General features: G+C 67.4%; 7 protein-coding genes, 2 tRNA genes, 2 pseudogenes, 1 CRISPR repeat array and 1 other annotated feature (1 of these 13 running past the window's edge). Of the genes and pseudogenes, 7 read left to right on the top strand and 4 right to left on the bottom strand.

Going from position 1 to position 12,794, the window contains the following annotated elements:
• Positions 1-5,119: direct repeats of the CRISPR family, unit length 32 nt; unit sequence GTCGCCCCCTTCGCGGGGGCGTGGATCGAAAC (it extends 802 nt beyond the left edge of the window).
• A 27-nt stretch (positions 5,120-5,146) separates the two neighbouring features.
• Positions 5,147-5,248 (top strand) — a sequence feature (AL1L pseudoknot).
• From JCM7685_RS20365 to JCM7685_RS20555, 5 genes and pseudogenes are all read left to right on the top strand, one after another.
• Positions 5,147-5,555: pseudogene (locus JCM7685_RS20365) on the top strand (IS3 family transposase); the annotation flags it as partial. Its footprint overlaps the feature before it by 102 nt.
• Positions 5,556-5,610: 55 nt before the next feature.
• Positions 5,611-5,916: a hypothetical protein gene (locus tag JCM7685_RS20820; protein ID WP_100526093.1), complete on the top strand. Its 306-nt coding sequence runs from the start codon at positions 5,611-5,613 to the stop codon at positions 5,914-5,916.
• Positions 5,913-6,263, top strand: a complete 351-nt coding sequence (gene tnpB, locus JCM7685_RS14420) for an IS66 family insertion sequence element accessory protein TnpB (protein ID WP_100526092.1) — start codon at positions 5,913-5,915, stop codon at positions 6,261-6,263. Before JCM7685_RS20820 ends, tnpB begins: the two co-directional genes overlap by 4 nt.
• Before the next feature lie 61 nt (positions 6,264-6,324).
• A pseudogene (tnpC, locus tag JCM7685_RS14415) lies at positions 6,325-7,963 on the top strand (IS66 family transposase).
• A gap of 145 nt (positions 7,964-8,108) precedes the next feature.
• Complete coding sequence (locus JCM7685_RS20555) at positions 8,109-8,243, top strand: hypothetical protein (protein WP_269458816.1); 135 nt, start codon at positions 8,109-8,111, stop codon at positions 8,241-8,243.
• 68 nt (positions 8,244-8,311) lie between these two features.
• On the opposite strand, the gene JCM7685_RS14405 is transcribed toward JCM7685_RS20555, so the two are convergent.
• The 3 genes from JCM7685_RS14405 to JCM7685_RS14395 all read right to left on the bottom strand — a co-directional run bounded on the left by JCM7685_RS14405 (position 8,312) and on the right by JCM7685_RS14395 (position 10,183).
• Positions 8,312-8,385 (bottom strand) — tRNA-Cys (locus tag JCM7685_RS14405).
• A 237-nt stretch (positions 8,386-8,622) separates the two neighbouring features.
• Complete coding sequence (locus JCM7685_RS14400) at positions 8,623-9,885, bottom strand: class I SAM-dependent methyltransferase (protein ID WP_074969258.1); 1,263 nt, start codon at positions 9,883-9,885, stop codon at positions 8,623-8,625.
• A 223-nt stretch (positions 9,886-10,108) separates the two neighbouring features.
• Positions 10,109-10,183: transfer RNA gene (locus JCM7685_RS14395), tRNA-Gly, on the bottom strand.
• A gap of 199 nt (positions 10,184-10,382) precedes the next feature.
• On the opposite strand from JCM7685_RS14395, the gene JCM7685_RS14390 reads away from it, so the two are divergent.
• On the top strand, positions 10,383-11,003 hold the full coding sequence (locus JCM7685_RS14390) for a DUF5671 domain-containing protein (RefSeq protein ID WP_074969260.1): 621 nt from the start codon (positions 10,383-10,385) through the stop codon (positions 11,001-11,003).
• Positions 10,996-11,433 carry a hypothetical protein gene (locus JCM7685_RS14385; RefSeq protein ID WP_074969262.1) on the top strand — a complete coding sequence of 146 codons (438 nt, stop codon included), beginning with the start codon at positions 10,996-10,998 and terminating at the stop codon, positions 11,431-11,433. Before JCM7685_RS14390 ends, JCM7685_RS14385 begins: the two co-directional genes overlap by 8 nt.
• A 5-nt stretch (positions 11,434-11,438) precedes the next feature.
• On the opposite strand, the gene JCM7685_RS14380 is transcribed toward JCM7685_RS14385, so the two are convergent.
• Positions 11,439-12,782 (bottom strand): condensation domain-containing protein, encoded by a 1,344-nt coding sequence (locus tag JCM7685_RS14380; protein WP_083412840.1) that lies wholly within the window; start codon positions 12,780-12,782, stop codon positions 11,439-11,441.
• Positions 12,783-12,794 lie beyond the last annotated feature (12 nt).

The raw sequence follows: 12,794 nt of genomic DNA, 5'->3' as shown, positions 1-12,794 counted from the left end.
CTTCGCGGGGGCGTGGATCGAAACGAATGGGTCCACGAGGAGGCCGATGCGCACGGAATGTCGCCCCCTTCGCGGGGGCGTGGATCGAAACATGCGCTGGCCTTTTAGATATTCCAGGCTGATCTGTCGCCCCCTTCGCGGGGGCGTGGATCGAAACGGGCAAGCCCGCGCCCCGCGCGTCCGTGTCGCGACGTCGCCCCCTTCGCGGGGGCGTGGATCGAAACGCGTCAGGGTGCGCGTCGATCTCTTGTGGCATAAGGTCGCCCCCTTCGCGGGGGCGTGGATCGAAACCTTCGCCCGGGGCCGCATTGCGGCAGCACCTTCTGTCGCCCCCTTCGCGGGGGCGTGGATCGAAACAGGCGGGTGATCAGCGGAATGTTGATGGTCTTGGTCGCCCCCTTCGCGGGGGCGTGGATCGAAACGCAGCCGAAACCCCAGCAGCGCATCACTTGTCCCGTCGCCCCCTTCGCGGGGGCGTGGATCGAAACGGCTCTGTCGAGCATTTCGAGCGCACGATCTGCGGTCGCCCCCTTCGCGGGGGCGTGGATCGAAACAAACCCCAAGAAGCCGTGCGGGAAGTGCATGACGGTCGCCCCCTTCGCGGGGGCGTGGATCGAAACGCCCTCACCGCGACGGGCGGGGGCGGTGCTGGCTTGTCGCCCCCTTCGCGGGGGCGTGGATCGAAACCTCAAACATGATGTGGAAGTACTCGACGTACGGCGTCGCCCCCTTCGCGGGGGCGTGGATCGAAACTTCGGATTGTCCTTCTTGCCCCAAGTGATCCATTGTCGCCCCCTTCGCGGGGGCGTGGATCGAAACCCAGTCATTTCGTGCCGCAGCGCGAGCCGCGCACGTCGCCCCCTTCGCGGGGGCGTGGATCGAAACGCCAAAGCGTCAGCATCAATATTGATGCCTTCGGGTCGCCCCCTTCGCGGGGGCGTGGATCGAAACAACGTGCGAAAGCAACATCACCATCGCAACCGGTCGCCCCCTTCGCGGGGGCGTGGATCGAAACCCGACGCCCGAGGCGTCGAGGTAGGTTGATTTTGTCGCCCCCTTCGCGGGGGCGTGGATCGAAACTGCCGTCGCTGGTCGTGGTTGTGCAGCCCGGTCGTCGCCCCCTTCGCGGGGGCGTGGATCGAAACACGGTCGACGAATACGACCGGATGCAGCTGCGGTGTCGCCCCCTTCGCGGGGGCGTGGATCGAAACTGACAATGGCACAACAATTAACAGTGCAAGGGCGAGTCGCCCCCTTCGCGGGGGCGTGGATCGAAACAGTTACAACATCACCGACAATTCGGCTTTCGCGAGTCGCCCCCTTCGCGGGGGCGTGGATCGAAACACGCGACACAATGTCAAGCGCAGCATAAAGTTCGGGTCGCCCCCTTCGCGGGGGCGTGGATCGAAACAGCCAGTTAGTGAACGGGCAATGATTGGCCGACCAGTCGCCCCCTTCGCGGGGGCGTGGATCGAAACTTATGCATAGTCATAGGGTCCGACGAAATCTAATTGTCGCCCCCTTCGCGGGGGCGTGGATCGAAACATTCAAAACGCCGGGCAATACCAGCAACCCGGAAGTCGCCCCCTTCGCGGGGGCGTGGATCGAAACGCAACGTGAAGGATATGCCGGTCATTTCGTTATCGTCGCCCCCTTCGCGGGGGCGTGGATCGAAACTCATGCAGCGCAGAGGGAATCGCTATGGTCAATGGTCGCCCCCTTCGCGGGGGCGTGGATCGAAACCGAGGCAGTCCGAGGCCGCGCAGCGTCGTTTCGCTGTCGCCCCCTTCGCGGGGGCGTGGATCGAAACGACCGCAGCATTCTGCAAATGCAGACCGCCATTTGTCGCCCCCTTCGCGGGGGCGTGGATCGAAACATGGATTACATCGGGCGCCGGAATTACACGGTGCGGTCGCCCCCTTCGCGGGGGCGTGGATCGAAACCGCAAGCTAGGGCTGAGCGCGGAGGATGTCGCGAAGTCGCCCCCTTCGCGGGGGCGTGGATCGAAACAACTTGACGGTGCGAACCCGCCGGCCGTCGACCGTCGCCCCCTTCGCGGGGGCGTGGATCGAAACCCGCGCTCGTTGCGGGCGTCCATGCGCGCATCCGGTCGCCCCCTTCGCGGGGGCGTGGATCGAAACAGCCTCGCCGTCATGGGCGGCGGGGCTGGCCTGACGTCGCCCCCTTCGCGGGGGCGTGGATCGAAACAGCGGTGTCCTGCTTGGCGCGACCGCGCTGTCTAGTCGCCCCCTTCGCGGGGGCGTGGATCGAAACATCGACCCGGCCTTCCACCTGACCGATGCCCAGCAGTCGCCCCCTTCGCGGGGGCGTGGATCGAAACAGCAATTCACCGTCCCGAAGGGTCATTGTGGTTGTCGCCCCCTTCGCGGGGGCGTGGATCGAAACCGGCTGCGGCTTTCGGATCGCCGCGAACCGGGCCGTCGCCCCCTTCGCGGGGGCGTGGATCGAAACGCCGCCCTATCAGCCGAAGAGCAAGGGTAACGTCGTCGCCCCCTTCGCGGGGGCGTGGATCGAAACATGCATGCGACCGTCGAATGCCCGGCGCTCGGCAGTCGCCCCCTTCGCGGGGGCGTGGATCGAAACGGCCCGAAACCTTGCCGCCGAAGGCTGTGCGCTGGTCGCCCCCTTCGCGGGGGCGTGGATCGAAACTTGTCCGAATGTAGCAGTAAGGCTTGTGGTAGGTGTCGCCCCCTTCGCGGGGGCGTGGATCGAAACGTTGCGGGCGCTCGGGCGCGAGGTGAGGCCACGTCGCCCCCTTCGCGGGGGCGTGGATCGAAACGTTGCGGGCGCTCGGGCGCGAGGTGAGGCCACGTCGCCCCCTTCGCGGGGGCGTGGATCGAAACATCGACGAATTCGATGCGCTCGCGCCGCAGCGGCGTCGCCCCCTTCGCGGGGGCGTGGATCGAAACGGATGAGAGATCTTGCGGTCCGCGCGCCTGACGGTCGCCCCCTTCGCGGGGGCGTGGATCGAAACTCCCAATCGGAGGTCGGGGCATCCACGCGCTTGGTCGCCCCCTTCGCGGGGGCGTGGATCGAAACCTCATACCAGCAGATCCTCATCCACGGGCGGGGACGTCGCCCCCTTCGCGGGGGCGTGGATCGAAACGCCGGCATCCAGACGCAGGGTTGGACCAGCGTCCGGTCGCCCCCTTCGCGGGGGCGTGGATCGAAACATTTCAGCGCCTCCATTTCGGCGAGGATGGCGTGTCGCCCCCTTCGCGGGGGCGTGGATCGAAACGACAATTTCGCGGCGCTGGTCACCACCCCTTACCCGTCGCCCCCTTCGCGGGGGCGTGGATCGAAACGCGATGGTGGCGTGCTCGTCGTAGATCAACATGTCGTCGCCCCCTTCGCGGGGGCGTGGATCGAAACAGCCCGGAAGGTATCGCGTCCAACCCCTTGTGACCGTCGCCCCCTTCGCGGGGGCGTGGATCGAAACGAGGCGATTGTCGAGAAGGGGGCCAAGACGGCCGGTCGCCCCCTTCGCGGGGGCGTGGATCGAAACGGGGCAATGACACCCGAGCCGGCGACGATGGTGATGTCGCCCCCTTCGCGGGGGCGTGGATCGAAACGTGCAATGCAACGGCACTGAATCGTTTCATCAGCGTCGCCCCCTTCGCGGGGGCGTGGATCGAAACCGGTTGCAGATGGATTGGGATTTTCGGCGCATAGGTCGCCCCCTTCGCGGGGGCGTGGATCGAAACGCGCGGGCGTGGATGCCCTGCAGGATGGCGGCAGGTCGCCCCCTTCGCGGGGGCGTGGATCGAAACAACCGCCTGATTGATAGCTTCATGTTCGGATTTGTCGCCCCCTTCGCGGGGGCGTGGATCGAAACGACGGTCCGGTGCAGATCCAGCGCGCCACCTGGGGTCGCCCCCTTCGCGGGGGCGTGGATCGAAACCCAAGCAAGGCGAGGGCCGTAATATCGAAGCTATCGTCGCCCCCTTCGCGGGGGCGTGGATCGAAACAGCGCATAGGCGCCGGCAACTGCATCAACGAGACGTCGCCCCCTTCGCGGGGGCGTGGATCGAAACCAAACGACCTCGGCGAAGATTTCCCCCGACCCGAGGTCGCCCCCTTCGCGGGGGCGTGGATCGAAACGTGTGCGCGCGAAATGTGCGGTCGAGCGGGGTGTCGTCGCCCCCTTCGCGGGGGCGTGGATCGAAACCAGCGCGGCCCGGATGAAGCTGCGACCCATGGAGTCGCCCCCTTCGCGGGGGCGTGGATCGAAACATCCGCAGGATCTCATCCAAGCGATCCGGGGCAAGTCGCCCCCTTCGCGGGGGCGTGGATCGAAACCTCAACGCGGGCATTGAAGGCGAGATGAAACGCATGTCGCCCCCTTCGCGGGGGCGTGGATCGAAACGAGCGTAATCGGCCCCATGCGTTGCGGGTTCTTGGCGTCGCCCCCTTCGCGGGGGCGTGGATCGAAACAGCACGGCCGAAGAGGCGTTCAGCGCGGCAAGCACGTCGCCCCCTTCGCGGGGGCGTGGATCGAAACGGCGAGGCGAACTGGTTGACTTCGGGTCGGATCGTCGCCCCCTTCGCGGGGGCGTGGATCGAAACACGCCCGACCAGCGTGCCGAATACATGGCCACGGGTCGCCCCCTTCGCGGGGGCGTGGATCGAAACGATCTCGCGATCCGAAATCCGCTGAAGAATGCGCGTCGCCCCCTTCGCGGGGGCGTGGATCGAAACCGGCGTGCCGATCCCGCCCGATGTGCTGCTGGAAGGTCGCCCCCTTCGCGGGGGCGTGGATCGAAACGCTGACCACGACCGCAGCTTCACCGGGCAATGGGGTCGCCCCCTTCGCGGGGGCGTGGATCGAAACACGGCGTCCTCGATCTGCTGGGCCTGCGCCGCACGGTCGCCCCCTTCGCGGGGGCGTGGATCGAAACTTCCAGGGTACTGAACATCTGGCCGTTGACGCGATGTCGCCCCCTTCGCGGGGGCGTGGATCGAAACACCTGCGCGCGCTGCGGCGTGATCGGGCAGAGCCGCGTCGCCCCCTTCGCGGGGGCGTGGATCGAAACAGGCGGATGCGAGTGCCGTGGATGTCGATGGTGGTCGCCCCCTTCGCGGGGGCGTGGATCGAAACGTGCAAACCGCCTACGGCTGGCCGGTGGGCGAGGGTCGACCGCCGGTCGAAGTGGTGGTGTCGTTCATCGATGCACATCGGGGAGTGCATGGGGTCGAGCCGATCTGTGGCGTGCTGCCGATCGCCCCGTCCACCTATTACAGCCACCTGGCGAAGCGGGCCGATCCCACGCGGCAGTCCGACCGGGCGCGCCGCGACGAGGCCCTGCGGCCAGAGATCCTGCGCGTATTCGAGGAAAACTGGCATGTCTACGGCGTGCGCAAGGTCTGGCGGCAGCTGGGCCGGGAAGGCTTCGATGTTGCCCGATGCACGGTGGCAAGGCTGATGAAGGGCATGGGTATTCAAGGCATTATCCGCGGCAAGCCGCATAGAACGACGGTGCCGGACAAGAAGGCTCCATACCCGTTGGACAAGGTGAATCGGCAGTTCCGGATTGTCGCGGAGAGCCTGCAACCCGGTGTTCGGTTGCGGATGTGGCGCGGCGTCATGACATGCAGCCCCACCATCTTTCGGAATGGCGTAGCCGTGCGCGGCGCGGATTGTTGGCTCTGCCGGCCGATTTCATGGCGCAGCCCAAGTTGCCCCGCTCCATTTCCACGGAGCCGTTTTTTGTGCCGCTGGCGGTTGACGATCCTTCTGATCGACGGGCCGGGAAGGCCGTGCCTGTGGCGCCTGATCGGCACAGGCACGGGATCCTGACCGTGGAAATCGGCGCCGGCATCGTGCTGCGTGTTCCCGGTGATGTCGCAGTGGAGCGTGCCGCCGCCCTGGTGCGCGCGTTGCGAGGAGAGGCATGATCGTTGCGGGCGCGCGGCAGCCGATCCTGATCGCGAAGCCGGTGGACTTCCGCTGCGGGCACCAGGCCCTTGCGCTGATGGTTCAGACAGAGTTGAAGCTCGACCCGCATTCCGGGGTGACGGTGATCTTCCGGTCGAAACGCGGGGACAGGTTGAAGATCCTGGTCTGGGACGGCACCGGAATGGTGCTGACCTACAAGGTTCTGGAACACGGCAGCTTCGCCTGGCCCAAGGTCCAGGACGGGGTGATGCGGCTGTCACGGGCGCAGGCGGAAGCTCTGTTCGAGGGTCTGGACTGGCGGCGGACGGTTGCGCGGCGCGTGGCGGCGCCGACTGCGGCGGGGTAATCAGACGGGTATTTTGCCTTGTTTTACTGGGATTTCTGGTCCGGATCGGGTAGGAAGGCGCATGTCGCAGCCCTTCGATCTCAGCCTTGTTCCCGGACCTGCCTGCCGAGGTGAGGAAGGCTTTTGCGGCGATGCAGTTCGAGCTTTCGGTCGAACGGGCGGCCCGCCAGCACGAGCAGGCGGTGGTGGCCGAGAAGGAAGCCTTCATCACCGAACTGAAGGCGCTGATCGAAAAGCTGGAAGGCCAGGTCCGGGATTACCGTCGCACGAAGTTCGGACCGAAATCGGAAAAGATGGACCCGGCGCAACTGGCACTGGCGCTGGAAGATCTGGAAACGGCCATTGCCGAGACCCAGGCACAGATCGCGGACGTCGAGGACAGGATCGCTGCCAGCGAACCAGAGCCCGAGAAGCGCAAGCCGCAGGCGCCCCGCAAGGCACGGGCATTGCCCGAGAGCCTGCCGCGCGTCGAGCGGGTGGTCGAGCCCGACAGCATCGTCTGCCCCTGCGGTTGGGGGACATGTCCGGATCGGCGAGGACCGGAGCGAACGGCTGGATTACATCCCGGCACGTTATCAGGTGATCGCCACAGTGCGCCCCCGTTATGCCTGCCCCAAGGGGCGAGCCGGTGTGGTGCAGGCCAAGGCACCCGCGCATCTTCTGGAGGGCAGTTGGCCGACCGAGGCACTGCTGGCGCAGATCGCCGTTTCCAAGCATTCCGAGCATATGCCGCTGAACCGGCAGGCCGTGGTGATGGCGCGGCACGGGCTGCCGATCGAGCGCTCGGTGCTGGCCGACTGGATGGGCCGGACCGGTGCCCTGATCGCGCCCGTGGTCGACCACATGGCCAGGCGGCTGATGGCGGAAAGCACGCGGCTCTATGTCGATGAAACCACCGCCCCGGTGCTCGATCCAGGGCGTGGCACGACGAAAACCGGCTACCTCTGGGCCGTTTTACGGGACGACCGGGGTTGGGGCGGCACCGCTCCGCCCGGCGTGGTATTCCACTACCGGCCCGGGCGTAAGGGCGAATATGCCGCTGAAATCCTTGCTGGCTTCGATGGCACGATCCAGGTTGATGCCTATGGTGCCTATACCCATCTCGCCACGCCAAAACGCACCGGCGGCGCTCCCTTGCGGTTGGCCTTTTGTTGGGCGCACGGTCGGCGCAAGCTGATCAAGGCCAAGCCGAAGAAAGGCTCACCGATCATCGATGAGGCGCTCCTGCGCATTGCTGCACTCTACAAGGTCGAGGATGCCATCCGCGGAAGCGATCCGGAACATCGACGGGCCGTCCGGCAGGAACTGTCCCGCCCCCTAGTCGACGCGTTCTTTACCTGGCTGAAGGCGCAGGCTGCCCGGGTCTCGCGAAAATCCGACCTTGGTGAGGCCATGGCCTATATGCTGAAGCGCCAGGACGGCTTCCGGCTGTTCCTTGATGACGGCCGCGTCGACATCGACTCCAACTTGGTCGAGAATGCCATCCGAAGCCGGCCATGAACCGCCGCAACGCATTGTTCGCCGGCCATGACGAGGGCGGACGCAACTGGGCTCGCTTCGCCAGCCTCATCGGCACATGCAAGATGAATGGCGTCGAGCCCTATGCCTACCTGCGCGATCTCTTCACGCGCCTGGCCAACGGCCACCGGGAAAAAGACATCGACGCCCATATGCCCAGGCGGCGAAACCAGCCGGGATGAGCTCATAAAGGACTCCTTTCTGAGCTACGAACGGGCATCAGCTCTGTCCGGCGCCCCGCGGCGCAAGCCTGAAATCAATGGGGCGCAGCCGCCGCATACGAAGAACGCGACGATCGAGCTTTATCAGGCCGGTTGTGATGACGAGATGGTGAAGGCCGTGATCGGCCATTCAGGCGTGGAGATGCTGAAGAAATACGGCGGCCGGGTCCGCCAGCGCAAACTGGCGCGGCGTGCGCAGGACGCCAGAAACCGCGCAGAACAGAACAAGAGCGGAACGTGAATGTTTCAACGCTCGTTTCAAACCGAGGCCGATATGACCGAAAAGGTGCCGCAAGCTATTGAAAATATTGGAGGCGGGTACCGGAATCGAACCGGTCTTCACGGATTTGCAATCCGCTGCGTAACCTCTCCGCCAACCCGCCGGAGCCTCGCGTTTGCTAGGGTTTTCGATCGCCTGGGTCAAGGGGGTATCGCGCGCTTCTGGATCTTCCCCTAGCTGGCATTTGCTGCCAGGTCGGGACGATCAGCGGTACAAGGGGCATGGTCCTTACCCCGGAGCGCCCCGCCATGGCGCGGAAGGCACCGTGCCCCGCAAGGCCAGGAACGCGGGCTGATGGGCCCGCAGGCCTGATCCGGGTCCGCCCCCGAGCAGAGGCGGTTCAGCGATAGAAATGGTCGCGGCGGAAGGGATAGCCGGATTGCGTGCCGGGCAGGTCTCCATCCTGCTGCGTCGGGTCGGGGTGGATCAGCAGGATCTGGTGCAGCGCCACCCAGCCTTGCTGGAAGGCCAGCGCGCAGCCGGAGAGGTACAGCCGATAGGCGCGCAGCACCTCGCCGGCACGATCGGCGGGCATGGCGCGGGCCAGCACCGCCTCGGCCTCGGGCAGCTGCGATTCCAGCGCGTCTGACCAGGCCCACAGCGTGCGGGCATAATGCGGCCGCAGGTTCTCGGTGTCGACCATCTCCAGCCCGGCCTGCGACAGGGTGCGGATGGCGTGGCTGACGTGGATCAGCTCGCCGCCGGGAAAGATGTGATCCTCGATGAAATCGCCCAAGCCGCCGCCGACCATGGCGTCGTCCAGGCCGGCGGCGGTGATGCCGTGGTTCAGCACCATGCCGCCCGGCCTGACCAGCCGGCACAGGATCTCGCAATAGGTCGGCATGTTGGCGCGCCCGACATGCTCGACCATGCCGACCGAGGCCAGCTTGTCGAACGGCCGCTCGGGCCGCAGGTCGCGATAGTCGCAGATCTGGATGCGAACCCGGTCGCCCAGCCCCTCGGCCGCGATCAGCCCGTTCACATGGTCGTACTGGTTCTGCGACAGGGTGATGCCGGTCGCATCCACGCCGTAGTGGCGCGCGGCGTGCAGCAACAGCCCGCCCCAGCCGGCGCCGATGTCGACGAAACGCTCGCCCGGGCGCAGGTCCAGCTTGCGGCAGATCAGATCCAGCTTGGCCACCTGGGCCGCCGCCAGATCCATCTGCGGTTCGGCGAAATAGGCACAGGAATAGACGCGCAACGGATCCAGCCACAGCGCATAGAAATCGTTCGAGACGTCGTAATGCGCCCGGATCTGCTGGGCGTCGCGGTCGCGGCTGTGGTTCAGGACCGAGTTGAGGCGATTCTTGAACCTTTGCCAGGGGCTCGGCAGCTGTGCCTGGCCGCCCGCAGGCACCAGGGCCGCCACCACCTGCATCAGGTCGCGCATGCTGCCCTCGACCCGGACCTGGCCGCGCACGATGTCGTCGCCCAGCCGGCCCAGCCGGCCCGAGGCCAGGTGCCGCAGCCCGGCCATCGTCTGGAAGGCCAGGGTGACCGGCGCATCGGGAGGGCCCAGCCGCCGGCCCGAGGGCAGGCGCAGCGCCAGCGGCGCGGACAGGCTGTGCAGCTTGCTTTCGACCAGAGATTCCAAAGCCGACATATGTACCTCACGCTAGGGCTGGCCGCGAATCGGAGGAGGGGGGTTGCGAGTCGCGGCAGCGTTTCCTGACGGATGTCCCGAATGACAGGCGGGGCAACAATGCGGGCACACTAGACCCGATTCGCCGCGAAAGGCCAGAGCCCAGGCGCCGCGCGAAGGGCAGGGGCTGAAACGCCGAAAGCGGCCCGAAGGCCGCTGTCCGCTGTTCCCGAAGGAAGAATTCTGGAGCGGGCGATGAGATTCGAACTCACGACCCTAACCTTGGCAAGGTTATGCTCTACCCCTGAGCTACGCCCGCACTCCATGTCCCAAGGCCGCTTGGCCTTCGGTGAGGCGTCATTTATGGGACCGCGCGGGGCCGTGCAAGGGGAAAATCGCCGCGTCCGGGAAAATTTTCGGCCCCCTTGTCAGGCCCGGCCGCGGCGCCCCCGCAGGCGGAGGCGACCGGGCTTGACCCCGGGGCCGGCATGCCGAAACTGCCGGGCAGAGGGGTGCCGATGAAACCGTCCGACCAGCTTTCCGAATTCGTGCGCCATGCCATGGCGCAGGGCGGCAGCCGCCAGCAGATCGCCCAGGCGTTGGCCCAGGCCGGCTGGTCCGGCCCCGAGATCGACGAGGCGATCCAGGGCTGGGAAGCGGCGCCGGGACTGCCGCCGGTGCCGCGCCCGCGGCCCTATGCCTCGGCGCAGGAGGCGCTGCTCTATGGGCTTCTGTTCCTGTCGCTGGGCATGGTCGCCTGGCATGTCTGCGACCTGGGCATGGGCATGATCGACCGGCTGATCCCCGACCCGGCCGAGGGCTGGACCTATCGCGGCGGCAGTTCGGTGCGCTGGTCCATCGCCTCGCTGATCGGCTTCGCGCCGCTGTTCCTGTTCCTGAACCGCAAGGTCGCGCGCATGAGCCGGGGCGATGCCGGGCCGCGGCGGTCGCTGGTGCGCAAATGGTTCGCCTCGCTGACGCTGCTGGTCGCCTCGCTGGTGTTCCTGGGCGACGGCATCTATGCCGTCTATGCGCTGCTGAACGGCGAACTGACCGCGCGCTTCGCCGCCAAGGCGGCGTTGGTCGCCGGGATGGCGGTGCTGGTCTTTGCCTATTACCGGGACGAGTTGAATGACTAGCCGCGGTTGGCCCGCCCTTGTCATCGGCCTGCTGGCGGCGCTGGCCGTCGGCGCCGGGCTGGTCCTGACCGGCGGCCCGTCCGAGGCACGCAAGGAGCGGCGCGACCGCCAGCGCGACAGCGACCTTTCGGCGCTGGCCGGGTTGGTGCGCTGCCTGGCCGAGCACGACCACCGCCGCCTGCCCCAGGTGCTGGCGCCGACGCCGGACTGCGACTGGCAGGCGCGGCTGCAGGACCCTTTCACCGGCAAGCCCTATCGCTACGAGGTCACCGGGCCGCGCAGCTATCGGCTATGCGCCGATTTCGAGCTGCCCGAGGACCGGCCGCCCGGCCTGCGCGACCGCGACGCCGCGGGCTGCGTCAGCCGCGAATACCTGCCCGGCCGCCGGACCGCGCCGGGGGCAGAGGCGACGATTCCCTATCGGGAATGACCCGCTCAGCCCAGGGTCGACAGCGGCAGGGACAGGTTCTCGGGCTGAAGCGCGGCGGCCAGGAAACGCGGCAGGCCCGCCGACAGCCGGGCGAATTCCGGCGGCGGGGTCAGCAGCGGATCGGCCTCGATCAGCAGGTCCAGCCCGTTTGCCTCGCCGTCGCCGCGGATGGTGATGTTGAAGCCGTCGCCCGGCCCGTTCGACAGCACATGGCGCCGGGTGTCGCAGCCCGAAAAGCGGGCCTCGTCAAAGGGTAGCACGTTGATCAGCGGCGAGAAGAAGAAGCGGCTGCGCGGCGCCATGCCGTAATCCTCGGCGATCTGTTCGATGCGATAGCGGCCGTGGCGGCGCAGCTTGCGCAGCCGCGCGCCCAGCCCGGCCAGCGCCTGGGACAGCGGCTCGGTTTCCGACAGCGACACGTCCAGCGGCAGGATGTTCACCACCAGCGCGGGGACCGAGACGGCGACGCTGCCCATCCGGCTCATGTAGGGCAGCCAGACCGGCATCGAGATGCGGCCGCGGTCCTGCCGGTGCCGGGCCGAGCCGTCGCGCAGGTTCAGTGCCGCCCAGGCCGCGCAGAGCACGGTCAGCAGGTCTGGCCAGCCCATCCCCGTCGCCTGCGCCTGCCGCATCAGCGCCCCGCGCAACGCCGACAGGTCGCTGGCCGTGGCCAGGCTTTCGGCGGGGTAGTCCTCGGACCCCTTGCGCAGCACCCGCGGCCGCGGCTCGGCCGCCAGCACCCCGGCCCAGTGCTGGCCGTCGGCGGCGTGGCGCGGGCTGGCGCGGTAATCGGTCTCTTCGTTCAGATAGGCGGCGAAGCGGCCAAGCCCGGGGCCGGGATCGCCGCCGTCCAGCGCCGCGGCGTAAAGCCGGGCGCAGCGCCGTTCGATCAGGCCCATGGCATAGCCGTCCAGCGCGATGTGATGGCCGCGGTTGAACCACAGGTAATGGTCCGCCCCCAGCCGGATCAGCCATTGCGCGGCCAGCGGCTGTTCCAGCAGGTCCAGCGGCGAATCGACATCGGCCTGCATCAGCGCAAAGCCCTGCGCGCGGGCATCGGCGCGGCCCGACAGGTCCAGGCGGCGCAACCGCGGCCGCCGCGTGGGCGCGATGCGCTGGACCGGCTGGCCGTCCGGCCCCAGGCTGAAGCGCAGCGCCATGATGTCGGTCTCGGCGATGGTGGCCTGGATGGCGCGCGCCAGTGCCGGCGGATCGGCGACGCCGCGCAATTCCACGGCATGGGCCACCGTCGAGACGGCTTCGCCGGGGTGGAAACGGAACTCTTCCCAGAAATCCAGCTGGGCCAGCGTCAAGGGCATCCAAAGCCCGTCAGCCTGATGGTGCGTCATGAAATCCCCGCT

Origin of the sequence: Paracoccus aminovorans, assembly GCF_900005615.1 — a bacterium.
GTDB classification, from domain to species: Bacteria; Pseudomonadota; Alphaproteobacteria; order Rhodobacterales; family Rhodobacteraceae; genus Paracoccus; species Paracoccus aminovorans.
Note: the sequence above shows the minus strand (reverse complement) of the source record. Positions and strands in the feature narration are given on the sequence as shown.